The organism is Aeromonas veronii (assembly GCF_040215105.1).
Classification (GTDB): Bacteria; Pseudomonadota; Gammaproteobacteria; order Enterobacterales; family Aeromonadaceae; genus Aeromonas; species Aeromonas veronii_G.
Genome location: NZ_CP157875.1, coordinates 2,350,871 through 2,373,432 on the forward strand (window position 1 = coordinate 2,350,871; position 22,562 = coordinate 2,373,432).

22 protein-coding genes, 1 pseudogene and 1 other annotated feature are annotated in these 22,562 nt (G+C 62.8%); of the genes and pseudogenes, 12 read left to right on the forward strand and 11 right to left on the reverse strand.

Features of this window, described 5'->3' with window-relative positions; genetic code table 11:
- Nucleotides 1–25: 25 nt before the first annotated feature.
- On the forward strand, nucleotides 26–394 hold the full coding sequence (locus ABNP46_RS10850) for a TraR/DksA family transcriptional regulator (protein ID WP_349917654.1): 369 nt from the start codon (nucleotides 26–28) through the stop codon (nucleotides 392–394).
- Between the two features lie 204 nt (nucleotides 395–598).
- Here ABNP46_RS10850 and rnd read toward each other — a convergent pair whose 3' ends face one another.
- The 7 genes from rnd to ABNP46_RS10885 form a co-directional block, all read right to left on the reverse strand.
- Nucleotides 599–1,711: a ribonuclease D gene (rnd, locus tag ABNP46_RS10855; RefSeq protein ID WP_349917656.1), complete on the reverse strand. Its 1,113-nt coding sequence runs from the start codon at nucleotides 1,709–1,711 to the stop codon at nucleotides 599–601.
- 103 nt (nucleotides 1,712–1,814) lie between these two features.
- Nucleotides 1,815–3,491 carry a long-chain-fatty-acid--CoA ligase FadD gene (fadD, locus tag ABNP46_RS10860; RefSeq protein ID WP_349922463.1) on the reverse strand — a complete coding sequence of 559 codons (1,677 nt, stop codon included), beginning with the start codon at nucleotides 3,489–3,491 and terminating at the stop codon, nucleotides 1,815–1,817.
- Nucleotides 3,492–3,688: 197 nt separating this feature from the next.
- Nucleotides 3,689–4,543, reverse strand: coding sequence for an alpha/beta fold hydrolase (locus tag ABNP46_RS10865; RefSeq protein WP_349917659.1), 855 nt, complete (start codon nucleotides 4,541–4,543; stop codon nucleotides 3,689–3,691).
- A complete protein-coding gene (locus ABNP46_RS10870; protein WP_349917660.1) occupies nucleotides 4,543–5,064 on the reverse strand; it encodes a Slp family lipoprotein in 522 nt (173 codons plus the stop codon). Before ABNP46_RS10870 ends, ABNP46_RS10865 begins: the two co-directional genes overlap by 1 nt.
- 104 nt (nucleotides 5,065–5,168) lie before the next feature.
- Nucleotides 5,169–5,882 carry a tRNA (adenosine(37)-N6)-threonylcarbamoyltransferase complex dimerization subunit type 1 TsaB gene (tsaB, locus tag ABNP46_RS10875; protein ID WP_349917662.1) on the reverse strand — a complete coding sequence of 238 codons (714 nt, stop codon included), beginning with the start codon at nucleotides 5,880–5,882 and terminating at the stop codon, nucleotides 5,169–5,171.
- 190 nt (nucleotides 5,883–6,072) lie between these two features.
- Entirely contained in the window at nucleotides 6,073–7,980 is a 1,908-nt protein-coding gene (locus tag ABNP46_RS10880; RefSeq protein ID WP_349917665.1) for an ATP-dependent DNA helicase, read from the reverse strand.
- 116 nt (nucleotides 7,981–8,096) lie between these two features.
- A complete protein-coding gene (locus tag ABNP46_RS10885) occupies nucleotides 8,097–8,348 on the reverse strand; it encodes a hypothetical protein (RefSeq protein ID WP_349917666.1) in 252 nt (83 codons plus the stop codon).
- Nucleotides 8,349–8,533: 185 nt separating this feature from the next.
- Nucleotides 8,534–8,662, forward strand: a sequence feature (His leader region).
- A 24-nt stretch (nucleotides 8,663–8,686) separates the two neighbouring features.
- Here ABNP46_RS10885 and hisG point away from each other — a divergent pair.
- The 10 genes from hisG (at nucleotide 8,687) to ABNP46_RS10935 (ending at nucleotide 17,071) form a co-directional block, all read left to right on the forward strand.
- Nucleotides 8,687–9,583, forward strand: a complete 897-nt coding sequence (gene hisG, locus ABNP46_RS10890; protein WP_349917667.1) for an ATP phosphoribosyltransferase — start codon at nucleotides 8,687–8,689, stop codon at nucleotides 9,581–9,583.
- A gap of 10 nt (nucleotides 9,584–9,593) precedes the next feature.
- Nucleotides 9,594–10,892: a histidinol dehydrogenase gene (gene hisD, locus ABNP46_RS10895; protein WP_349917669.1), complete on the forward strand. Its 1,299-nt coding sequence runs from the start codon at nucleotides 9,594–9,596 to the stop codon at nucleotides 10,890–10,892.
- Between the two features lie 82 nt (nucleotides 10,893–10,974).
- Nucleotides 10,975–12,078: a histidinol-phosphate transaminase gene (gene hisC, locus ABNP46_RS10900; protein WP_349917671.1), complete on the forward strand. Its 1,104-nt coding sequence runs from the start codon at nucleotides 10,975–10,977 to the stop codon at nucleotides 12,076–12,078.
- A gap of 11 nt (nucleotides 12,079–12,089) precedes the next feature.
- Nucleotides 12,090–13,223, forward strand: coding sequence for a bifunctional histidinol-phosphatase/imidazoleglycerol-phosphate dehydratase HisB (gene hisB / locus ABNP46_RS10905; protein ID WP_349917672.1), 1,134 nt, complete (start codon nucleotides 12,090–12,092; stop codon nucleotides 13,221–13,223).
- A gap of 64 nt (nucleotides 13,224–13,287) precedes the next feature.
- Nucleotides 13,288–13,914, forward strand: coding sequence for an imidazole glycerol phosphate synthase subunit HisH (gene hisH / locus ABNP46_RS10910; RefSeq protein WP_349917675.1), 627 nt, complete (start codon nucleotides 13,288–13,290; stop codon nucleotides 13,912–13,914).
- A 15-nt stretch (nucleotides 13,915–13,929) separates the two neighbouring features.
- Entirely contained in the window at nucleotides 13,930–14,703 is a 774-nt protein-coding gene (hisA, locus tag ABNP46_RS10915) for a 1-(5-phosphoribosyl)-5-[(5-phosphoribosylamino)methylideneamino]imidazole-4-carboxamide isomerase (RefSeq protein WP_349917677.1), read from the forward strand.
- Complete coding sequence (gene hisF, locus ABNP46_RS10920; RefSeq protein WP_349917679.1) at nucleotides 14,703–15,476, forward strand: imidazole glycerol phosphate synthase subunit HisF; 774 nt, start codon at nucleotides 14,703–14,705, stop codon at nucleotides 15,474–15,476. Before hisA ends, hisF begins: the two co-directional genes overlap by 1 nt.
- A complete protein-coding gene (hisIE, locus tag ABNP46_RS10925; RefSeq protein WP_349917681.1) occupies nucleotides 15,469–16,104 on the forward strand; it encodes a bifunctional phosphoribosyl-AMP cyclohydrolase/phosphoribosyl-ATP diphosphatase HisIE in 636 nt (211 codons plus the stop codon). The genes hisF and hisIE overlap by 8 nt, the downstream gene beginning before the upstream one ends.
- Before the next feature lie 270 nt (nucleotides 16,105–16,374).
- A complete protein-coding gene (locus tag ABNP46_RS10930; protein ID WP_349917682.1) occupies nucleotides 16,375–16,665 on the forward strand; it encodes a hypothetical protein in 291 nt (96 codons plus the stop codon).
- A 106-nt stretch (nucleotides 16,666–16,771) separates the two neighbouring features.
- Nucleotides 16,772–17,071 carry a hypothetical protein gene (locus ABNP46_RS10935; RefSeq protein ID WP_349917685.1) on the forward strand — a complete coding sequence of 100 codons (300 nt, stop codon included), beginning with the start codon at nucleotides 16,772–16,774 and terminating at the stop codon, nucleotides 17,069–17,071.
- Nucleotides 17,072–17,149: 78 nt separating this feature from the next.
- On the opposite strand, the gene ABNP46_RS10940 is transcribed toward ABNP46_RS10935, so the two are convergent.
- Entirely contained in the window at nucleotides 17,150–18,772 is a 1,623-nt protein-coding gene (locus tag ABNP46_RS10940) for an acyl-CoA synthetase (protein WP_349917688.1), read from the reverse strand.
- Between the two features lie 315 nt (nucleotides 18,773–19,087).
- On the opposite strand from ABNP46_RS10940, the gene ABNP46_RS10945 reads away from it, so the two are divergent.
- Nucleotides 19,088–19,627 (forward strand): glycine zipper 2TM domain-containing protein, encoded by a 540-nt coding sequence (locus tag ABNP46_RS10945; protein ID WP_349917689.1) that lies wholly within the window; start codon nucleotides 19,088–19,090, stop codon nucleotides 19,625–19,627.
- 83 nt (nucleotides 19,628–19,710) lie between these two features.
- Here ABNP46_RS10945 and ABNP46_RS10950 read toward each other — a convergent pair.
- The 3 genes and pseudogenes from ABNP46_RS10950 to ABNP46_RS10960 all read right to left on the reverse strand — a co-directional run.
- Nucleotides 19,711–20,274 (reverse strand): annotated as a pseudogene (locus ABNP46_RS10950) (AEC family transporter); the annotation flags it as partial.
- Between the two features lie 115 nt (nucleotides 20,275–20,389).
- Entirely contained in the window at nucleotides 20,390–20,614 is a 225-nt protein-coding gene (locus tag ABNP46_RS10955) for a hypothetical protein (protein WP_349917691.1), read from the reverse strand.
- Nucleotides 20,611–22,557 carry a hypothetical protein gene (locus tag ABNP46_RS10960; protein WP_349917693.1) on the reverse strand — a complete coding sequence of 649 codons (1,947 nt, stop codon included), beginning with the start codon at nucleotides 22,555–22,557 and terminating at the stop codon, nucleotides 20,611–20,613. The genes ABNP46_RS10955 and ABNP46_RS10960 overlap by 4 nt, the downstream gene beginning before the upstream one ends.
- Nucleotides 22,558–22,562: the final 5 nt, after the last annotated feature.

Consider the following 22,562-nt stretch of genomic DNA (forward strand, 5'->3'; position numbering starts at 1 on the left):
ATCTAAGGGGGCGAGTGTGTGTGACATGACACCAGCCCAGCTGGCCGAGTGGCGTGAGCGCTTGCAGGCAGACTGGGCGCAAATGAGAGAAGAGCTGATTGCCGAACTGAAGGCCAACCGGCGCAGCGACTGGGCAGAGCAGATCGAGGGTTGTGAACGCGACCAGCTGGTGGATCTCATCACCCGCCTGCGGCTACCCAAGGTGGACTTGCTGATCGCCCGCCTCAAGCGCATCGATGCCGCCCTCTGCCAGATGGATCTCGACCTCTATGGTTTATGTTCCGATTGCGAGGAGCCACTGACCCTCGCCCAGCTGGCGCAAGATCCCAGCCTGCAACGCTGCCCGTCCTGCGAAACCCGCTACCGCAAAGGGTTCCACGCACACGAACTATGAAGAGGGGACGCCCTGTGCCCCTCTCTGTTTGCCTAGCCCTCCCCACCTCTTCCCGATAACGCCGTCGCCCCTCATGGGGTAGCACCTCTGTCTGCCTGTTTTTACCCTGGCAGCATCTTTCTCTACCCGGCAGGCTCGCCACCATAAAAAAGGGAAGCCATTAGCTTCCCCTCTTGTCATCTCGACTGTGTCAGCGGTCCGGCATCACTGGGCCAGCAGGTGGCCCACCAGTTCATGGCGCCAGCCCTGCAGCAGCATGGGCTTGTCGGCCCGGGCCCGCTCCTCGTCGCTCATGCGCCAGCTCCAAGTGAAGTACTGGTGAATGATCTTCTTGCTCGCCACCAGCTCGGGGGGAACATTGCTGGCCTTGGCCTTCTCTTCCACCATGCCCTTGATGCGCTTGAGCTCAGCCTTGTACTGGGGGTAATCCACCAGTCGGCGAATGGGCTCGGGCCAGCTCTCCGGCGCGCTCTGCTGGGCATTGGCAACGATGTCCAGCATCCGCTTGCCGTGGATCTTGATCTCGATGGGGGCCAGCCCCAGCTCGTTGAGATCCCGCAGCGAGACGGGTTTGCGCTCCGCCACCTTGAACAGGTGCAGCTCCTTGACCACGAAGTTCAGGGCCAGATCCCGGCGCACCGCCTCCTGCTGGCGCCAGGCGGCCAGTTCCCGCAGGATGGCGAGTTCCCGGCGCCCCAGCTGCCAGGCGTTGATAATCTCGAGATAAGCCTGACGGGGATCGCTGCTCTGGGTCTTGCGGGCGCAGTGGTTCTGGCACTCCTGCTCGAACCATGCCTGCTTGCCGCTCTCTCGCAACTGGGCCATCACCTTGTCGTAGAGGGGCAGCAGATAGAAGACGTCGGCGGCCGCGTATTCGAGCTGACGGGCGGTCAATGGGCGGGCCAGCCAGTCGGTGCGCGCCTGATCCTTTTCAAGCTCCACCCCGAGGAACTCCTTCACCAGGGCGCCGAAGCCCACGGAGACACCATGGCCGAGGAAGGCCGCCGCCAGCTGGGTGTCATGCATCAGGTTCGGCAGATGCCCCGCCTGATGCTGGATGAGTTCCAGATCCTCACCGGAGGCGTGCAGGATGGCGACCTGCCCTGCCTGGCCCAGACGTTGCCAGAGGCCGGACAAATCCAGGGTCAGGGGATCCAGCAGGGCCAGTTGATGACCGTCGTAGATCTGGAACAGACCGAGCTGGGGGTAGTAGGTACGGGTGCGAACGAATTCGGTATCGATGGCCAACGGAACGTCTGCCAGGGCGGCGAGATACTGTTCCAGTTCGGCTTGCTGTGAAATGAGTTGATATTGCATCTTTACCTGCACCTTGGTCGAAGATAAGGGTCGAAGTCCGGAGCCCCAAAAAGAAAAAACCGTGGGTTGACCCACGGTTTTGCACGATATCGTGTCTTGCCCGTTACTGCTTCGCAATCTCCTCGTCGCGTAACACGCGGCGCAGGATCTTGCCCACATTGGTCTTGGGAAGTTCGTCACGAAATTCTACCAGTTTCGGTACCTTATAGGCAGTCAGATGTTTGCGGCAGTGGGCAATAATCTCATCCTCCCGCAGGCTTGCGTCTTTCTTGACCACGAAGATCTTCACCAGTTCGCCGGATACCTTGTGGGGCACGCCCACCGCCGCCACTTCCAGCACCTTGGGATTGAGGGCCACCACGTCTTCAATCTCGTTCGGATAGACGTTGAAACCGGAGACCAGGATCATGTCCTTCTTGCGATCCACGATCTTGAAGAAGCCCTGATCGTCGCACACCGCGATGTCACCGGTACAGAGCCAGCCATCCTGCATCACCTCGGCGGTGGCCTCCGGGCGCTGCCAGTAGCCGGTCATCACCTGGGGGCCGCGTACCTGCATCTCCCCCGGCTTGCCGAGTTCGTGGATCACCTGGCCATCATCGTCCACCAGGCGAATGTCGGTGGAGCAGACCGGCAGACCGATGGAACCGTTGTAGTCCACCAGATCGTAGGGGCAGACGCTCACCAGGGGTGAGCACTCGGTCAGGCCATAGCCTTCCAGCAGCGGGGTCTTGGTCAGCCCCTTCCACTGCTCGGCCACCGCCCGCTGCACCGCCATGCCGCCGCCAATGGTGAGCTTGAGGCGAGAGAAGTCCATGGTCCGAAACTCGTCGTTGTTGACCAGGGCGTTGAACAGGGTGTTGACCCCGGTGATGCAGGTGAAGGGGTATTTCTTGATCTCTTTGACAAAGCCCGGGATGTCGCGGGGGTTGCTGATGAGCAGGTTGTAACCCCCGAGGCGCATGAACAGCAGGCAGTTCACGGTCAGGGCGAACACGTGGTAGAGCGGCAGCGCGGTCACCACGAACTCCTTGCCACGCTCCAGCACGGGGCCGTAGACGCCGAGGCACTGTTCGACGTTGGCAATCATGTTGCGGTGAGTCAGCATGGCCCCCTTGGAGAGGCCCGTGGTGCCACCGGTGTATTGCAGGAAGGCGATGTCCTGGTTGCTGATCTCCGGCTTGATGTACTGCAGGTAGCGCCCCTTGGCGAGGGCCTGGCGCATGGTGCTGGCGTGGGGCAGGTTGTATTTGGGGACCAGCTTCTTGACGTATTTCACCACGAAGTTGACCAGGGTCCCCTTGGCCAGTCCCAGGTTGTCCCCCATCCGGGTCAAGATCACGTGCTTGACCGGCGTGTTGTAGACCACCTTCTCCAGGGTATGGGCGAAGTTGGAGACGATGATGATGGCACGGGCGCCGGAGTCGTTGAGCTGATGTTCCAGCTCGCGCGGGGTGTAGAGCGGATTGACGTTCACCACCGTCATGCCGGCGCGCAGGATGCCGAACACGGCGATGGGATACTGGAGCAGGTTCGGCATCATCACCGCAACCCTGTCCCCTCTGGCCAGTTTCAGCTCGTTTTGCAGGTAGGCGGCAAAGGCGCGGGACTGCTCTTCCAGCCGGCGATAGGTGATGGTCTGCCCCATGTTGACGAAGGCGGGCTGATCGGCGAACTGGGTCACCGACTCTTCAAACATCTCGACCAGAGAGCCGTATTGGTCTGGATTGATCTCGGCGGGAACCCCGTTTGGATAACGCTTCAGCCAGACTTTTTCCACGAACTTCTCCTGCATAACTCGCACCTGTGCACTCACTGTGTTGCCTCCGTCCCTGTTCCACATCTTTTCAATCAGTTGTTTTAAGCTCAAGCTCTAACGTCGCCATAGTTACACAAGGCAACATCGATTAACAGCATATTAACAACGAGAAAGTGTGAGGGAGAAAGCAAACCTGAAAGGATTCAAAGCCGCCGATCCTACCGGATCTGGCAGAAACTTTCGATACAAACGGCGGTTTGCGCTGAATTATCCATATGAAAATGATGATTTCCTGCCACTACCGCCATTTCTATCTGTCTGAATGCCCCGGCCCGCTGTTGCCACTGTGTCTGCAAGGCAGCAAATCCCTGCTCGCCGCGGATGAAGAGCACGGGAGAGCGGATGGCGCGGATCAGCGCCCTGGCCTGCCCCTCGCTCATGCGTAGGGGTGAGAGATCCCGCAGGCGCGGATCACTGCGCCAGTGCCAGCGCCCCTCCCGCACCACGAGCTGGCGCTCGCAGATGAGGCGTGCGGCATCCACGCCGATATCCGCCACCTTGCAGCGAGCCGCCACCGCCTCCTCGACGGAAGCAAAGCCGGCCGCAGCCCGCTCCCGGGTGCGACTGCGGTTGAGGATGGCCCGGCGCAGTTGATCCGGCACCTCGTCGTCCGGCTGGCTGAGTGGCCCGATCCCTTCCAGCAGGATGAGCCGGCTCACCTGATCCGGGAAGACACCGGCATAGGCGCAGGCGATGAGCGCCCCCAGCGAGTGGCCCAGCAGCATGAACGGCGGCCAGCCAGCCGCCTGGACAATCTGATGAAGATCGTCCAGCCAGTCGACGAACACATAGGGGGTCGGCTTGTGATCCGAATGGCCGTGTCCCGGCAAGTCGATGCAGATCAGGTGAAACCCCTCGAGATGAGGGGCAAGGGGCAGGAAGGAGGCGGCGTTGTCGAGCCAGCCGTGCAGGGCGATCAGCAGGGGCTTGCCCTGCTGACCATTATCCAGCAGGGCAACCCGGCGGCCATTTGCCAGGGTGAGGCTGCGCGCTTGCAGCGGCGCCTGGCTCATCACCAGTAACGGTGGTAGGGCCGTCTCGGCCAGAAGGGATCATAGAAGGGGTCGTAGAAGTACGGATCCGCGTAGCGGATCTCCACCTCTTTGACCGGTGGCCACAGCTTGCTGGCGTTCACCTTGAGCACGGAGAAACGGTACTTGTGCTTGCCTATCTCGCTCTCCTCCGGTGACTCCAGGGTGCCGAGCACCGTCAGACTGCGGCCCTTGGCATAAAGGCCGGGATCCGCAAAGCCCTTCATGATGGCGAGGAAGCGCCCAGGGCTTTTCTCGGTCTGGGTGGGTACCCCGTTGCTTTTCAGCGGCAGGTAGACCACCTCGATGATGCTCTGATCCTGCTCGTTGTGTACCGCGGCGATCACCCCGCTCCAGCGGGCGGGCTTGCCGTTCATCCCCTCCAGGGCGGGCTGATAGGCCACCAGGGCACTCTCGGGTTCATAGGCCAGCTCCTTGGGCACGGAGCTGCAGGCACTGAGCAGCAGCCCCATCAGACCCAGCACTATCATGCGTTTCATCATTCGCTCTCCTTCATGCCGGGCCATGCCCGAATTGACTCTTCATGCCCGAGGTGGCAATCCCCCTTGCCGCAATAGATGTCGTGCCTCTGGGCGAGGCCCATTCATCACTCGCGACCGGGCAGCTTCTTCCAGGTGACCTTGTCACGCAGGTAGACAGGGGTCGCCTGCTCCACCGGCACCGCTTCACCCTCCAGCCAGGCCCGGCGTGCCAGCGGCAACATGTCGAGGGCCGCCGGGAAACGAACCTGCTGACTCGATACCTGTGTCTGCGCCAGGGTTCCCAGAGCCTCGCCATAGGTTTCAAAGCCGGTGCCGACCGCAAACCAGTTGCCCGCGAGCGCCCCGTTTGCCGTCAACTCACCCGCCAGCGCCAGGGGTTCGCTCACCACCTCGTCCCCCACCAGTACCATGCAATCTTCTTGCAGATCAAAGCGGCCGAAGTAAACCTCGTTCATCCGGGCATCGATGGCGCTGAGCACCTTGTCCGCCCCTTCCAGCCGATGCACGCCCTGGGCCATGGCCGCCAGGGTGGAGATACCGATAAGCGGCACACCGGCCCCAAAGGCCAGCCCCTGAGCCACGCTGATCCCGATCCGTACCCCGGTGAAAGAGCCGGGGCCACGACCGAAGGCAATGGCATCGAGCTGATCCAACGATAAACCGGCCTCCTCTAACACAGCCTGAACCATGGGCAGGATTTTGCGGGTGTGATCCCGCGGCGCCTCTTCCCAGCGGGAGAACACCTTGTCCCCCACCAGCAGGGCGGCGGAGCAGGCTTCGGTGGCGGTATCAACGGCCAGGATCTTCAACTCATCCATTCTTTTTATGCTCTTCACATCAGTCAGTTAAGTCATCGGCAGGTCTCACCTGCCCTGTTCATGTTCGGCGAGGCGCCAGGGCCCCTCGCAGCAATCCGGAGATCTATCACCAACAGATCCTCCCTCGCCCCTCTTTTCTGCAACACGTTTTTGCAACACGCCAGAGCGGCGAGCTCGCCCCGTTCAAGCGTCAGCTGCGCTGGAAGAACGCCCCTACCCCGTTGAGATCGCGGGTGCGCGGAATGGCGGGCAAGCTCTTGATGAAGGTGGCGCCATAGGGCTTGTTGACCATGCGTGGATCACAGATGACCAGCACGCCGTGATCACTGCGATCACGGATGAGCCGTCCCACCCCCTGTTTCAAGGCGATCACCGCCTTGGGCAGCTGGATATCGGCAAAGGGATCGCCCCCCTTCAGCTTGCAGTCGTCGACCCGCGCCTTGAGCAGGGGGTCGTCAGGGCTCGCAAACGGCAGCTTGTCGATGATAACACAGGACAAGGCGGCCCCTCGCACGTCTATCCCCTCCCAGAAACTGCTGGTGGCCACCAGCACGGCGCGGCCGTTCTCGACAAACGTCTTGAGCAGCCGCTGCTTGTTGTCTTCCCCCTGCAGCAAGACGGTGCGGCCTATCTCCCGGCGCAGCACCTCCGCCACCTGGCGCATCACCTGGTGGCTGGTACAGAGGAAGAAACAGCCTCCCGGAGTCTTGTTGATGAGCGGGATCATCAAGGTCGCGAGCTGCTCACCCCGCCCGAAGGCATTGGGCTCGGGCAGATAGCGGGGCACACAAAGACGTGCCTGCTCGCCATAGTCAAACGGGCTGTCGAGGATCAGCTCGGCGCTGCCGGCCAGCCCCAGCTCGGTCTTGAAGTGGTCGAAGCGCATATCCACCGTCAGGGTGGCGGAGGTAAAGACCCAGGTCACCTCGGGTCGCAGCACCTCGGCGCCGAAGCGCTCGGCCACCGATAGCGGGGTGAGGCTCAAGGTAAAGTGCAGGCGCGAGCACTCATACCAGTAGGAGAAACCGCTCTGGTTGACGGCGAGCACCTCGCCCAAGCGAGTGCGCAGCTCGCTGATGCGCTCGAAGCAGTGATCGAGCTGCTCGCCCCGCCCGAGGGCAAGTTTGAGCACCTCGTAACACAAACCCAATGCATCGTTGAGGCGGGCCAGCGCCTGGGCCCACAGTGGCAGACGCAGCATGTCGCGGGTATTGCCGCGGCCCCCGTCCACCCCGAAGGCCAGACGCAAGTCCTGGCTTGCGATGGCAAGCCGGTCCGCCGCCTTGCCAAGCTGGGCCATGTCATGGGCCTCGGCTCGATAGGCCAGCTGGATGTCTTGAGCCAGATCCTGGATGGTGCGACTGCCCACCGACTTGCCGAAGTAGTTGGTGGCGATCTCGGGCAACTGGTGCGCCTCGTCGAACACATAGACCTGGGCCTCTGGCACCAGCTCGCCGAATCCTGTGTCTTTTACCGCCATATCGGCGAAGAAGAGGTGATGGTTGATCACCACCACCTGGGCTTCCATGGCCCTGCGGCGGGCCACCACCAGGTGGCAGTCGTCATAATAGGGGCAGTCACGGCCGAGGCAGTTGTCGTTGGTGCTGGTGACCTGGGGGAGGATCTCGGCGTTCTCCTGCAGCTCCGGAATATCCCCCACATCGCCAGTCAGGGTGGCGGTGGACCAGGATTTCACCTTGACCAGATCGCTCAATACCTCAGGCTTTTGCAGGTGGGATTCGCTGAGCAGGCGGTTCATCCGCTCGATGCAGAGATAATTGCTGCGCCCCTTGAGCAGGGCCACCGGCGGGGTATAGGCGAGCGCCTCGGTGATGGTGGGCAGATCCCGGTAGAACAGCTGCTCCTGCAGGTTCTTGGAGCCGGTGCTGATCACCACCCGCTTGCCGGATTCCAGCGCCGGCACCAAGTAGGCGTAAGTCTTGCCGGTCCCCGTTCCCGCCTCCACCAGCAGACGGCCGCCACTGTCGATGGCGCTGGCCACCGCTTGTGCCATCTCCAGCTGGGGCGCACGGGCCTTGAAGCCATCGATATGACGGGCCAACGGGCCGTCAGGCTTGAACAGGGTCTGTATGGTCAAAGGGGAGTCCCGCGCAAAAGCGGGCATTATGCCAAACCTGAAGGCAAAGCGGGATCGCTAAATCTGGCCCCGCCCTCCCATGCCACCAATCCGGGCCTGCGGTCGGCGTGACAGGGTCAGACGAAGATATCAATCTTGTGCTCTGGATCGGGCTTGTGATCGTCATCTTTGGATACCTTCTGATCACGACTTCCCTGGGAATGGGGAGCCTGCTCCGAGCCGCTGTCACCGCCCGTACCACCATCGGCGCTGGTCTTGCGCAGCTTGTGTTTCTGGCTTATCTCTGTCACCTCCCGCTTGATGTCATCGGGGCTCGGGGCCGCTGGTGCGCGCGGCAAGATGGGGAACAGCAGATCCTGGCTTGGCATGGGACGACTCCGATTGGGTTGATTGATTGGATATCGACCAATAAATCGCTTTCTTGATTTTAATTCATCAAGACACATTCTCGGGTTGCAATTTCCGTCAAGGTCGGTAATGTAAATCGGGCGTCATTTACGACATCTTTTTTGTAAAGGATTCAATACATGAAGTTCAGCCAACTGAAGACTCATCACCACCATCATCATCCCGAATAGTCTTTCAGGAGGTTGACTGCTGGAAGACACTTAACTGGTGACTTCCAAAAGGACCGCAAGATTCATAAACCCTCGGAAGCACACACTTCCGAGGGTTTTTTCGTTTTTGACTAGAAGGAAATCGAGCAATGGAAACACAACGTCTGCGCATCGCCATGCAAAAGTCCGGTCGCCTGAGCCAGGACTCCCAGGCCCTCTTCAAGAGCTGCGGCCTCAAGATCAACCTGCGGGAACAGCGCCTCATCGCCCATGTCGAGAACATGCCCATCGACATCCTGCGGGTGCGCGATGACGATATCCCCGGGTTGGTGATGGAAGGGGTGGTCGACCTTGGCATCATCGGCGAGAACGTGCTGGAAGAGGTGCAGCTCATCCGCGCCGCCCAGGGCCAGCCCTCGGCAGTCAAGGTGCTCAAACAGCTCGATTTCGGCGGCTGCCGCCTGTCGCTTGCCGTCCCCGATGACGTGGAATACCAGGGCCCGGCGAGCCTCGCCGGCAAGCGCATCGCCACCTCCTACCCCGGCCTGCTCAAACGCTTCTTCGACGAGCAGGGCCTTGGCTTCAAGAGCGTGATGCTGGGAGGCTCGGTGGAAGTCGCCCCCCGCGCAGGATTGGCGGATGCCATCTGCGATCTGGTCTCCACCGGCGCGACCCTGGAGGCCAACGGTCTGCGTGAAGTGGAAGTCATCTACCGTTCCAAGGCGGTGCTGGTGCAGGCCCCCAATCCCTTGAACGAGGCCAAGCAGAAGATCATCGACAAGCTGCTGCCCCGCATCCAGGGCATGCAGCAGGCGCGCGAAAGCAAGTACATCATGCTGCACGCCCCGAAAGAGAAACTCGATGCCATCACCTCCCTGCTGCCCGGCGCCGAGCGCCCTACCATCATGCAGCTCGCCGGTGACACCAACCAGGTGGCCCTGCACGTCGTCTCCAGCGAAACCCTGTTCTGGGAAACCATGGAACAGCTCAAGGCCCTGGGTGCCAGCTCCATCCTGGTGCTGCCCATCGAGAAGATGATGGAATAAGGAGAGCGCCATGCAGACCCTGATCTGGAAGACCCTCTCCCCCACCCAGCAAGCCGACGTACTGACCCGGCCTGCCCTTGGCGACGAGGCGGATATCGGTGCCGTGGTGCAAGACATCATCGCCTCCGTCCGCAGCCGGGGAGATGCCGCCCTGCGTGAACTCAGCCAGCGTTTCGAACGTGCGCCCCGCGAGCAGTTGCGAGTGAGCGAGGCCGAGACGGATGCCGCCTGCGCGCGCCTCGGCGCTGACATCAAAGATGCCATCAATGCAGCCATCAACAACATTCGTACCTTCCACAGCGCCCAGAAGCAGCAGATTGTGCGGGTAGAGACCCAGCCCGGCGTCGTCTGTGAGCTGCGCACCCAGCCCATCGGCCGGGTCGGCCTCTATGTGCCGGGGGGCAGTGCGCCACTCCCCTCCACCGTGATGATGCTGGCCATCCCTGCTGCGATAGCCGGTTGCCGGGACGTGGTGCTCTGCACCCCGTCCCCCGCCAGCGACGAGATCCTGTTTGCCGCCCGCGCCTGCGGCGTCAAGCAAGTGTTTGCCATCGGCGGTGCCCAGGCCATCGCCGCCATGGCCTATGGCACCGAGTCCATCCCGAAAGTGGACAAGATCTTCGGCCCGGGCAACGCCTATGTGACCGAGGCCAAGGGCCAGGTCTCCCGGGACTGGCGTGGCGCCGCCATCGACATGCCGGCCGGCCCCTCCGAGGTGCTGGTCATCGCCGACGACAGCGCCAACCCCGCCTTCGTGGCGTCCGACCTGCTCTCCCAGGCCGAGCACGGCCCGGACAGCCAGGTGGTACTGGTCACCACCTCGCCCCGTCTGGCCGATGCCATCAGCGGCGAGATCAAGGCCCAGCTGGCCAGGCTCAGCCGCCGCGACATCGCGGCCAAGGCCCTCGGCGCCAGCCTGGTGATCCTGTGCGACGATCTGGACGAGGCCTGCACCATCTCCAACGCCTATGCCCCCGAGCACCTCATCGTGCAGACCGAGGCGCCGCGGGATCTTCTGGACAGGCTGGAAAATGCCGGCTCCATCTTCCTCGGGCAGTGGACGCCGGAATCCGTGGGAGATTACGCCAGCGGCACCAACCACACCCTGCCCACCTACGGCTATGCCCGCACCTGCTCGAGCCTGGGGCTCGCCGACTACCAGCGCCGCTACACGGTGCAGGAGCTGAGCGCGGAGGGGATCAAGGGGCTTGGCCCCATCGTTGAGCGCATCGCCGAGGCGGAAGGGCTCGATGCCCACAAGAATGCCGTTACCCTGAGGCTGAAGGCACTGCAGCAGGGGCAGTCATGAAGATGACAGCCCCAGCGGGCCTCGCTGCCCGCCCAGACAGCACCGTCACCCTGAAACTCACAGCACTGCAGAAGGATTTGTCATGAGCATCGCCAATCTGGCTCGCCGCGTGGTGCGGGCCCTCACCCCTTATCAGTCTGCCCGCCGCATCGGTGGCAAGGGCAACGTCTGGCTCAACGCCAACGAGGCGCCCCTGGCCTATCCCTTCACCATCGAGGGCAGCCGCCTCAACCGCTACCCCGAGTGTCAGCCCGCAGAGGTCGTCAACAGCTACGCCGCCTATGCGGGGGTCAATCCGGATCAGGTACTGGTGAGCCGAGGCGCCGACGAGGCCATCGAGCTGCTCATTCGCACCTTCTGCGAGGCCGGTGAAGATCAGATCCTCATCTGCCCGCCCACCTACGGCATGTACGCCATCAGCGCCGAGACCTGCGGGGTCGGCATCGTCGAGCAACCCCTGACCGCCAGTCGCCAGCCGGACTGGCCCGCCATCCAGGATCGCCTCTCTGACGTGAAACTGGTGTTCCTCTGCTCCCCCAACAACCCCACCGGGGATCTGGTGGGCCGCAAGGGGCTCGTCAAGCTGCTGGAGAAGGCTCAGGATCGCGCCATCATAGTGGTGGACGAGGCCTATATCGAATTCTGCCCCGAGGCTTCGGTGGTGGACCTGCTCGCCCGCTTCCCGAACCTGGTGGTGACCCGCACCCTCTCCAAGGCCTTTGCGCTCGCCGGGATCCGCTGCGGCTTCACCCTCGGCAATCCGGAGGTCATCGCCATGCTGGCCAAGGTGATCGCCCCCTACCCCATTCCCGACCCCATCGCCCAGATAGCGAGCCTGGCGCTTTCCTCCATCGGGCTGGAACTGATGCAGGAGCGGGTACTGGAGCTCAACAGGCAAAAAGCCCTCATCAAGGCCGAGCTCACCCGCCTCCCCTGCGTGCAGGAGATCTTCGAGGACAAGGGCAACTTCGTGCTGGTGCGTTTCAAGGATGGCGCCGCCGTCTTTGCCGCCATGAAGGCCGCTGGCATCATCTTGCGGGATTTTTCCAGCAAACCCGGGCTCGACAACAGCATTCGCATCACCATCGGCTATCAGGGAGAGATGGACGCCGTACTGGCCGTGCTGCGCACCCTGCCAAAGGACGCCAGCCTGACGGCCAGCAACCAGCCCGCCGCCAACGTATAAGGACGTAACAGATGAAGACCCCGTTTTTGTTTATCGACCGTGACGGCACCCTGATCGAAGAGCCGGTGACCGACAAGCAGGTGGACAGCCTCGCCAAGCTGCGCTTCGAGCCCATGGTGATCCCAGTGCTGCGTGAGCTCCAGGCCGCCGGTTACGTGCTGGTGATGGTGACCAACCAGGATGGGCTCGGCACGGCCAGCCTGCCCCTCGAGGACTTCCAGCCTCCCCACGATCTGATGATGCACCTGTTCGAATCCCAAGGTGTGCAGTGGGAGCAGGTGCTGATCTGTCCCCACTTCCCCACCGACGGTTGCAGCTGCCGCAAGCCTCACCTCGGCCTGGTGAAGGAGTACCTCGCCTCCGGTCGCATCGACTTTGCCAACTCCTTCGTGATTGGGGATCGCCAGACCGATCTCCAGCTCGCCGAGAACATGGGCATCCGCGGCATTCGCTATCACCCGCAAGATCACGGCTGGATCGCCATCCGTGATCAGCTGCTCTCCCGGGGACGCATCGCCGAGGTGGAGCGCTACACCAAGGAGACCCGCATCCAGGTGGCGGTGGATCTCGACAAGAGCGGTGGCAACCAGATCGTCACCGGCATCGGTTTCTTCGATCACATGCTGGATCAGATAGCGACCCACGCCGGTTTCAGGTTGAAGCTGAAAGTCAGCGGCGATCTGCACATCGACGATCACCACACGGTGGAAGACGTGGGGCTGGCCCTGGGTCAGGCCCTGCGCCAGGCGCTCGGTGACAAGCGCGGCATCGGCCGCTTCGGCTTCGTGCTCGCCATGGACGAGGTGCAGGCGGTGATCGACGGCCGTCCGCGCCAGAGCGACGCGGCGCCCTCCCTCACCGAACTGGACGTGGCCACGGCGCTGGATTTGAGCGGCCGCCCCTACTTCGTGTTCGACTGCCCGAGCGGCTTTGGCCGCGACAGCGTCGGCGAGATGGCCACCGAGATGGTGCCCCACTTCTTCCGATCGCTCTCGGACGCCATGGCCATCACCTTGCAGATGAAGGTCGGCAGCGGCAACACCCACCACCAGGTGGAAGCCCTGTTCAAGGGCTTCGGCCGCGCCCTGCGCCAGGCCATCCGGGTCGAGGGGAGCGAACTGCCCTCCAGCAAGGGAGTGTTGTGATGGCCAAGCAAAATCTTGTCTTGGGCGAACTGCCCATCTTTGTCGGCAACAAGGGAGTGTTGTGATGAGCGCACAGAACCTTGTCATTATCGACACCGGCTGTGCCAACCTGGCCTCGGTGCGGATGGCATTCGAGCGCCTCGGCGTGCAGCCGCAGGTCTCCCGCGAAGCCGCCGACATCGAGCAGGCCGACAAGCTGATCCTGCCCGGCGTCGGCACCGCCGTCGCCGCCATGAAGAACCTCAACGAACGGGGTCTGGTGCCGCTGATTCGCAATGCCAAGCAGCCGCTGCTCGGCTTTTGCCTCGGCATGCAGATGCTGGCCGAGGCCTCCGAGGAGACCATGACCGGCGAGGATGACAACAGTAGTGCGCTTATCGAGGGCCTTGGCATAGTCCCCGGCAGGATCCGGCTGATGGAGGTGGGCAATCTGCGCCTGCCCCACATGGGCTGGAACCAGATAGCGCACGACGAGACGCACCCGCTGCTCAAGGGCATCCCGAGCGGCAGCTACTTCTACTTCGTCCACTCCTACGCCCTGGAGGTGACGGATGCCACGCTCGCTACCTGCGACTACGGCAGTCCCTTCACCGCCATCGTGGGGCGGGACAACTTCTTTGGCGCCCAATTCCATCCGGAGCGCTCCGGCCCGGCCGGTGCCCGCCTGCTGCAAAACTTTCTGGACTTATAAGGCAAGGAACCGCGAATGATTATTCCAGCCATTGATTTGATTAACGGTCAGGTAGTGCGCCTCTATCAGGGGGACTACGGCCAGAAGACGGCGTACAGCGACGCGCCCCAGGCACGCTTTGATGACTATGTGGCCCAGGGGGCGGCGCAGTTGCACCTGGTGGATCTGGACGGCGCCAAGGACGCCAAGGCGCGCCAACTTGCCCTCATCACCCGGTTGCTCGCCGCCACCGGCGCCCCGGTGCAGGTGGGCGGCGGGGTGCGCAGCGAACAGGACGTGGCAGACTTGCTGGCCGCCGGTGCCAACCGGGTGGTGATCGGCTCCACCGCGGTCAAGTCCCCGGAGCTGGTAGCGAGCTGGATGGAAAAATACGGTCCGGAGCGCATCGTGCTGGCGCTGGACGTGAACATAGACAGCGACGGCCAGCGCCAGATAGCGGTAGCGGGCTGGCAGGAGAACAGCGGCGTCACCATAGAGGCGCTCATCGAGCGCTTCCTCCCCGCGGGCCTCAGGCACGTGCTCTGCACCGACATCAGCCGTGACGGGACCCTGTCCGGCAGCAACGTCGAGCTCTATCGGGACTTGTGCGCCCGTTTCCCCACCGTGGCCTTCCAGGCCTCCGGCGGCATCGGCGCTCTTGCTGATATCGAGGCTCTCAAGGGCTCCGGCGTCAAGGGCATCATCCTCGGCCGCGCACTGCTTGAGGGCAAGTTCGATGTGGCGGGCGCCATCGCCTGCTGGGCAGATCAGCCGCAAGCGGCATCCGAGACGACAAGAGGGGACAACTGATGCTGGCAAGACGCATTATTCCCTGTCTCGACGTCAAAGATGGTGTCGTGGTCAAGGGCGTACAGTTTCGCAATCACGAGGTAATGGGGGGCATTGTCGAGTTGGCCCGCCGTTACGCCGAACAAGGGGCCGACGAGCTGGTGTTCTATGACATCACCGCCTCGAGCGATGCCCGCGTGGTGGACAAGAGCTGGGTGAGCCGGGTGGCGGAGGTCATCGACATCCCCTTCTGTGTCGCCGGCGGCATCAAGAGCGTGGAGGACGCCCGCCAGATCCTGGAGTTTGGCGCCGACAAGGTCTCCATCAACTCCCCGGCCCTGGCGGATCCGACCCTCATCACGGCGCTGGCGGAGCGCTTCGGCGTGCAATGCGTGGTGGTGGGCATCGACTCCTACTTCGACGCCGAAACCGGTGAGTATCAGGTCAAGCAGTTCACCGGCGACGAGAGTCGCACCCGTACCACCCCCTGGACCACCATGGAGTGGGTCAGGGAGGTGCAAAAGCGCGGCGCAGGCGAGATAGTGCTGAACGTGATGAACCAGGATGGCATGCGCCAGGGCTATGATCTCGAGCAGCTCAAACTGGTGCGGGCCCTGTGCAAGGTGCCGCTGATTGCCTCCGGCGGCGCTGGCACCATGGCACACTTTCGCGATGCCTTCACCCTGGCCGATGTGGACGGCGCCCTGGCGGCGTCCGTGTTCCACAAGGGTCTTATCCCCATTCCCGAATTGAAACGCTGGCTGAAAAACGAAGGAGTTGCCATCCGTGAATAATCAAGCCGTAAACAACGATATCCCGCTGATCGAACGCCTGGACTGGGCCAAGTGCGAGGGCATGATCCCCGCCATCGTCCAGCACGCCGCGAGCGGTCAGGTACTGATGCAGGGCTTCATGACCAAGGAAGCCCTGGCCAAGACCCAGGAAACCGGTCAGGTCACTTTTTTTAGTCGCAGCAAGCAACGGCTCTGGACCAAGGGAGAGAGTTCGGGTCACGTGCTCAGACTCGTCGCCATCAGCACCGACTGCGATCAGGACTCCCTGCTGATCGCCGCCGAGCCGGTCGGCCCCACCTGCCACCTGGGTACCCCCTCCTGCTTCGACGCCCACCCGGTGCCGCCGCTCGGTTTCCTCGCCGAACTCGAGCAGATCCTGGCGGCGCGCAAGGGCGCCGATCCCGCCACCAGCTACACCGCCAGCCTCTATGGCCGGGGCACCAAGCGCATCGCCCAGAAGGTGGGTGAAGAAGGGGTCGAGGTGGCGCTGGCTGCCATGGCCAAAGACAGGGAAGAGCTCATCAACGAGTCCGCGGATCTGCTCTACCACCTCACGGTCTTGCTGCAAAACGAGGGACTGGGGCTGAAAGACGTGGTACAGCGGCTCTATGAGCGGCACAACAAATAACATGCAATGACATAAACAACGGGCCCAATGGCCCGTTGCTTTACCAATGCTCTATGAAAAGTGGAACTGATAGCGATTCATTCTACCAAAACCACGTCAGATAGCAGTCCATCCCATTACGAATCAGCGCAGTTCCGCTTACAGCAGCAAGCCCTCGGCGCCACCCTTCCTCGGCATAATCCAACACAGCCAAGCCCCCGTTCAGGGAGTCGCCTCCGCGGGATGAGTCGCGATAATGGCCCACATTTCCTCATTTTTTTGCAGGACCCTATGAGCAAGTTTCAGGTGTTTGCCACCCCGGATGCCCCCGCCGCCTTTACCCTGCTCGACATGGGGGCGGACAACTTCCTTGTGGAGAAGGCCTTCTTGCTCGATCAGGGCTTTGAGGTCATAGGCGAACCCATATTGGCCCAGGATGCCGACACCGCGGCCCACGAGCATCAGCTCAACCTCGCCGACCCCAGCCGCCCCTATGGCGGGCCGGGCACCATAGGCCTCTTCAAGACCATATTGCTTCACGCTCCCAGGCTGTTTGGCAAGAAGGGAGCCACCAAGCGCTAGCTGAAACCGGCCTGCACAACAGTGTCTTTTGACGCCGCAGATGGGGGGTGCCCAGCAGGCCATGCGACCTCGATAATGGCGACATACCCCCAGCGCCAGAGGTCCTATGAGCAAATACCAGTTCTTTCGCCAGGAGCAGGATGCGGCCAGCGTCACCTTCCTGCTGATGTCCTCCCCTTCCTTCTTGTCCGAGAAGGAGCAGCTGCTCGAACAGGGCTTCGAGGTGGTGGGGGATTATATCGACGCGGCAAATGATGAAGAGGCCATCGCCAAGTTCAGAAGCGGCATGATTGAGCCCCTCACCGAGTACACCAAGGCCACGGAGGAAGGGGGGCTCTATTACTTCCTCACCGGGATTGCCGAGTCCATCGGCAAACGGCTGAAGGGAACGAGTCACCCACGCTGAGGGTTGCCGCGCGTTACCCTGCGTTAAACCCATAAAAAAACGGGCCAGCGCCCGTTTTTTTATTGCCAGCATTGCCCATCACACCAGTTGCTGGCGCAGCATGAATTTTTGCACCTTGCCGGTGGAGGTCTTGGGCAACGGGGTGAAGATGATCCGCTTGGGCGCCTTGAAGTGAGCCATCTGCTCGCGGCAGAACGCAATCAACTCCGCCTGGCTGAGCTCCCTGCCCTCTTTGAGTTTGACGAAGGCACAGGGCACCTCCCCCCACTTCTCGTCCGGCATGGCGATCACCGCCGCCTCCTCCACGTCCGGGTGGCGATAGAGCACATCCTCCACCTCCAGGCTGGAGATGTTCTCCCCGCCCGAGATGATGATGTCCTTGGATCTGTCCTTGATCTCCACATAGCCGTCCGGGTGCCAGACCGCGAGATCCCCGCTTCGGAACCACCCCTGTGCCATCGCCTCCTCGCTGGCGGCCGCATTCTTGAGATAGCCCCGCATCACCACGTTGCCGCGCAGGAAGATCTCCCCCAGGGCCTTGCCATCCTGGGGCACGGGCTCGCCACTGACGGGGTTGGCCACGATCATCTCCCCCTGCAGGGGAGCCGTCACCCCCTGACGCGCCTTGAGACGGGACAGCGCCGTGGCATCCATCCCCTCCCAATGTCGCTGGGGCTCGCACACCACGCAGGGGCCATAGGTCTCGGTCAGCCCGTAAACGTGGGTGACGGCGATGCCCATGGCCTCCATGCCGGCAATCACGGTGGCCGGTGGCGCCGCCCCGGCGGTCATCGCCTTGATGGGATGGGTGAGCCCCACCTTGAGGGCCGGATCCGCGTTGTTGAGCATGTTCAGCACGATGGGCGCGCCGCAGAAGTGGCTCACCTTGTGCTCGTGCATGGCTTCGAAGATAGGTTTGGCCTGCACGTGGCGCAGGCAGACGCTCACCCCGGCAATGGCGGCCAGGGTCCAGGGGAAGCACCAGCCGTTGCAGTGGAACATGGGCAGGGTCCACAGGTAGACGGGATGCTTGGGCAGCTCCCAGGAGAGCACGTTGTTGATGGCGTTGAGGTGGGCGCCACGGTGGTGATAGACCACCCCCTTGGGGTTGCCGGTGGTACCGGAGGTGTAGTTGAGGGAGATGGCCTGCCACTCGTCTCTTGGCAGCCAACCGGACGCCTGCTCATCACCGCTGGCGAGCAGGGCCTCGTAGTCGAGATCCCCCGTCAGCTCCCCGTCCCGATAGAGGGGATCGTCGATGGCGATGACCAGTGGCTTGTGTTCAACCAGGGTCAGTGCCTGGCGGACCAGGGCGCCAAACTCTCTATCCACCAGCACCACCTTGCTCTGGGCATGCTGGAGGATGAAGGCGATGGACTCGGCATCGAGGCGGGTATTGATGGTATTGAGCACGGCGCCGCTCATGGGCACCCCGAAGTGGGCCTCGAACATGGCGGGCACATTGGGGGCGACGATGGACACCGTGTCCCCCTCGCCGATGCCACGCTGGCGCAAGGCCGAGGCGAGACGGCGACAGCGCCGTTCGGTCTCTCCCCAGCTCTGGCGCAATGCGCCATGGATCAGCGCCGGGTAGTCGGGATAGACCCGCGCCGCCCGCCCGAGGAAGCTTAAAGGGGTGAGCGCCTCGAAGTTGGCGCCATTTTTATCAAGACCTGTCTCATAGATGTTCTGGCTCGTCATCGGATCCTTCCTTGTCGGGTACAAAGCCGTGCCGGGAACGCGCCCTGGCCTCATGCCGGTGGCGACGTTGCGGTTCTTGGCAAAGGGTATCAAGGGGGCCGGGTCCCAGATATTAGCAAAACGTAGTAGGTTGCCTTCGGCGAAGGCCCTGCCCCGTTTTGTCGCCAAACACAGACGCCTTTTTGATGCGGTCATTTTTTGCGCAGTCAGCCCCTGTCGCAGACAGGGGCTCCTTTGCTTGAGCGGGAGAGACAAAATGACAAGAATGTCCACAAGCCCAGAGAGCGGGCAATCACAGTAGACAGGAGTAAAGAGATGAACAAATCCATGTTGGCAGGTGTCGGGATCGGGATTGCCGCTGCGTTGGCATTGTCGGCGGCAGCCAGCGGATCCCTCTTCTCATCCGAGCCCCAGTTTGCCGAGGTGCTGGCCAGCAAGCCGGTGACCGAAACCATCAAGACCCCGCGTCAGGAGTGCCGCAACGTCACCGTCACCCACCGCAAGCCGGTGCAGGATGAGCACAAGATCCTGGGGACCGTGGTCGGTGCAGCCCTGGGTGGCGTCGTCGGCCACCAGTTCGGTGGCGGCAGCGGCAAGAAGGTCGCCACCGCAGCGGGAGCCGTGGCCGGTGGCTACGCAGGCAACCAGGTGCAGGGCAACATGCAGGCCGGTGATACCTACACCACCACCGAGCAGCGCTGCAAGACAGTACAAGACAGCAGCACCCGCACCCTGGGTTACGACGTGACCTATCGTCTCGCCGGCCAGGAAGGGGTGGTGCGGATGGAACAAAAACCCGGCAACACCATTCCGGTCAAGGATGGCAAGCTGGTACTGAGCAACGTGCAGGGTTGATACTCCGTTAGGAGCGCCCGGCCATGAAAAAGGCCCACCGGATGGTGGGCCTTTTCCATTTTCGATGCTCTCAGCATTGGGCGTCAGCCACCCAGATGCAGCGCCAGCCAGACCGCCAGCGGGATCACCAGCACCGAGAGCGCGTTGCCGCCGAGCACTATGCTGGCCACCTTCTCGGGCTGACACTGGTACTGCTCGCACAGCATGTAGTTGAGCACCGCAGGGGGCAGCGCCACCGACAGGGTCAGCAATGGGATCCACGCCGGATCCAGCGGCAACAGCCAGACCACGAACCAGAGCGACAGGCCCCCGGCCAGCAGATAGAGCAGGTTGCATTTGAGCGCCAGTCCCAGGTGTTCAAGTTCCCCTTCCAGCAACCGGATGCCGAGGGCAAACAGCATCAGCGGCACCGACAGCTGCCCCAGCAGGGAGGCGCTGGTCACCACATAGGCCGGCAGCGAGATCTGCAGATTGGCCACCAGCAACCCCGCCAGCGCCGCCCACAGCATGGGGCTGCGCAGCCAGAGCCAACGAGAGGCGTTGGCCGAGAGCAGGAAGATCCCCACCGAGAAGTGCAGCAGATTGGAGAGCACGAACAGGATCACGATGGCGCCGAGCTGTTGCTCGCCAAACGCGAGCACCTGTAGCCCGCCGCGAAAAATGAAAAAACCTTGCGCTGAAAACGACTAACAGAGCCCCGTGGATGTTTTTCAAACTCGGCGGCATAGAAATCACCGAGTTTGAAAGACGTTTAACAGGGGATTAAACCTCGATCTCATAGGTCGGCAGGTTCGGGGCAGGCCCCACGATGGCCCCGGCCCGGTAGAATGCCTTCTGGCCGATGGCCACCCCTCCCCCTCGCACCACTACCACACCGCCTCCCAACGTCTGCAATGTGGTCTTGGTCGCCCCCACAGCCGTGACGGTACCGACCAGCAGAGGAGCCTCACCAGGCACCAGCTCTAGAAACTGCTTAAACAGGTTCATACAAAACGCTCCACACTGAGTTGCTGGCGCACTGTCATGGCCTTGTTCTGCAGCGCAGCAGAGACCCGCACACCCCGGTTGTAGCCCTTCCAGTTGTCCACCGCGAGCAGTGCTCCGGGCAGGATAAGTCCGGTGTCGCCGGATAGCGGCAACTCTATGGTCTGGGTACGCCTCGGCATGGTCTTGGCCAGCCCCACCACACCTTGGGCGCGGGCGGCCAACACGTCGCACACCAGGGGATGGGTGATGGTCGCAGCCTGCCGCTCTCCCGCCGTCCCTTGGCGCAGCACCCGCCCGGTGATGCCCTGATGGCCACCACTGACCCAGATACCGTTGGCCGCCTGACCCGGTTGGAAGTCGCTGCCCAGCGTCGTGATGATGGCGCGCGGGATGGCTACCTCGGCTTGGGCAGTATCGAGTTGCCAGGGTACGGTGGGATAGCGCGGCTTGATGACCAGGTGCTGGTTGCGCTGGTGCGGTAACACGAATCCTCCGGCCGCCTCGGCCAGGTACTTGATCGCCTCGATCGGAGTCTGCCCATCCAGACTAAAGAAGCCCCCCGGCACCAACCAATCCGCCGCCTGCCACTCCAGCGTCCAGCCGTATGGCAGCAAGGAGGCCGCCAACTGCTGCATGGTCGCCGCCGCCCCCTCGCCCACCGCCTGCGGCAGCACATGGGTCGGCGACAGGTAGGCCGTGCGCGAGCGCCCGGTAAGGGTCGCCGACTGCCGGCCAAAGCTCTCGCTCGACTGCCAGCCATCGCACACGCAGTCCCACTGCTCCCCGTTGATATGGATGCTCACCTCCTCGTCATCGGTCAGGGCTGCCGCCGCGATGCGCGGGATCTGGGCGCTGAACTGCCAGGCCCAGGAGTCGGTGTCGAGCTCGATATTGACGGCGGTGGCGGGAATATCGAGCCCATCGCGTACCCGCACCACGCTTGCTGTGTTACTCACCAGATAGACCCTCCGGGTTGGGATGACATAGGCCGCATCCTGGCCGAACCAGACGAACTCTAGGGAGGCATCCCCCCGGGGCCGGCCGAACGCCAGGCGCAGCTTGCGCTTATCCGGCTTATCCGGGGTGATGGGCGGCTTAGGGGGTGGGCTGGTACCGAGCGCTGGCCAGATGGCCTCGTCCCAGCCATCCAACCAACTGAGCAGCAGCAGGGCACCGAGATCCCAGTCGCTGCTCAGCTGCAGCGACAGCTTGGTCCCCTCTCGCCAGCAAGCAGCCCACTCCTTGTCGCCCCGGGGTGGGTGGGTGTAACCAGAGAGGTGCCACTGGCCACAGGCCGCCCCTTCGACCCAGAGCCCCACCACGCGAGCATGGCCCGGGGGCAGGCTATCCATGCCCTGCCCGTGGACGGTACCGAACCCCTGCCCCTCCTGCCAGTCGGCCGCCGTCAGCTGATAGCAGCGCGGCGCCTGGTCGATGCCCCAGCCCGATTGAGTGTGATAGGCCGCCCCTTCCTGCCAATCGGCCGCCACCGTCACCACTTGGTCGGCCGCGACCTCCCACCCTTCTGCTACCACGTCGGTCAACAGGCTGGCCCGCTGCCAGTCATCCTCGACCTGATGGCTCGGCCCTCTGAACACGTTGATATCGTACTCGGCCTCAAGGCGCGGGATGACCGGGTGCAGGGTGCTGGCCATGTTGGCCACGATCACCAGCCTGGCTGGCATGACCGCCACCGGCGCAGGCGCGGTGGCAGCCAGCACAGCATCCTGCCCCAGTATCACCTCGGCCTGCAGGCTGGGGGGTGGGGTGCTGGCCAGGGTCGCCGGGTGGATAAAGGCCACCTCGGCCGTCAGCATCGGGCTGGCCACGATGCCTCGCAGCACCCCTAGCAGCCGCACCACCTGAGCCTGGTTCAGCTCAAGGGCGGCATCGTTCTTGCGCGCCTTGCGCAGCTCCAGATTGGCGTTGGTGGGTCTGGCCATGGGAG

Excerpts from the sequence above, each read along its gene's own strand:
- hisD (WP_349917669.1), top strand. The coding sequence starts at position 9,594 with ATGCAGACCCTGATCTGGAAGACCCTCTCCCCCACCCAGCAAGCCGAC.
- ABNP46_RS10885 (WP_349917666.1), bottom strand. The coding sequence starts at position 8,348 with ATGCCAAGCCAGGATCTGCTGTTCCCCATCTTGCCGCGCGCACCAGCG.
- hisB (WP_349917672.1), top strand. The coding sequence starts at position 12,090 with ATGAAGACCCCGTTTTTGTTTATCGACCGTGACGGCACCCTGATCGAA.
- ABNP46_RS10960 (WP_349917693.1), bottom strand. The coding sequence starts at position 22,557 with ATGGCCAGACCCACCAACGCCAATCTGGAGCTGCGCAAGGCGCGCAAG.
- ABNP46_RS10870 (WP_349917660.1), bottom strand. The coding sequence starts at position 5,064 with ATGATGAAACGCATGATAGTGCTGGGTCTGATGGGGCTGCTGCTCAGT.
- hisF (WP_349917679.1), top strand. The coding sequence starts at position 14,703 with ATGCTGGCAAGACGCATTATTCCCTGTCTCGACGTCAAAGATGGTGTC.
- ABNP46_RS10865 (WP_349917659.1), bottom strand. The coding sequence starts at position 4,543 with ATGAGCCAGGCGCCGCTGCAAGCGCGCAGCCTCACCCTGGCAAATGGC.
- ABNP46_RS10940 (WP_349917688.1), bottom strand. The coding sequence starts at position 18,772 with ATGACGAGCCAGAACATCTATGAGACAGGTCTTGATAAAAATGGCGCC.
- ABNP46_RS10945 (WP_349917689.1), top strand. The coding sequence starts at position 19,088 with ATGAACAAATCCATGTTGGCAGGTGTCGGGATCGGGATTGCCGCTGCG.
- ABNP46_RS10930 (WP_349917682.1), top strand. The coding sequence starts at position 16,375 with ATGAGCAAGTTTCAGGTGTTTGCCACCCCGGATGCCCCCGCCGCCTTT.
- hisC (WP_349917671.1), top strand. The coding sequence starts at position 10,975 with ATGAGCATCGCCAATCTGGCTCGCCGCGTGGTGCGGGCCCTCACCCCT.
- hisG (WP_349917667.1), top strand. The coding sequence starts at position 8,687 with ATGGAAACACAACGTCTGCGCATCGCCATGCAAAAGTCCGGTCGCCTG.
- rnd (WP_349917656.1), bottom strand. The coding sequence starts at position 1,711 with ATGCAATATCAACTCATTTCACAGCAAGCCGAACTGGAACAGTATCTC.
- tsaB (WP_349917662.1), bottom strand. The coding sequence starts at position 5,882 with ATGGATGAGTTGAAGATCCTGGCCGTTGATACCGCCACCGAAGCCTGC.
- ABNP46_RS10850 (WP_349917654.1), top strand. The coding sequence starts at position 26 with ATGACACCAGCCCAGCTGGCCGAGTGGCGTGAGCGCTTGCAGGCAGAC.
- ABNP46_RS10955 (WP_349917691.1), bottom strand. The coding sequence starts at position 20,614 with ATGAACCTGTTTAAGCAGTTTCTAGAGCTGGTGCCTGGTGAGGCTCCT.
- ABNP46_RS10935 (WP_349917685.1), top strand. The coding sequence starts at position 16,772 with ATGAGCAAATACCAGTTCTTTCGCCAGGAGCAGGATGCGGCCAGCGTC.
- hisA (WP_349917677.1), top strand. The coding sequence starts at position 13,930 with ATGATTATTCCAGCCATTGATTTGATTAACGGTCAGGTAGTGCGCCTC.
- hisH (WP_349917675.1), top strand. The coding sequence starts at position 13,288 with ATGAGCGCACAGAACCTTGTCATTATCGACACCGGCTGTGCCAACCTG.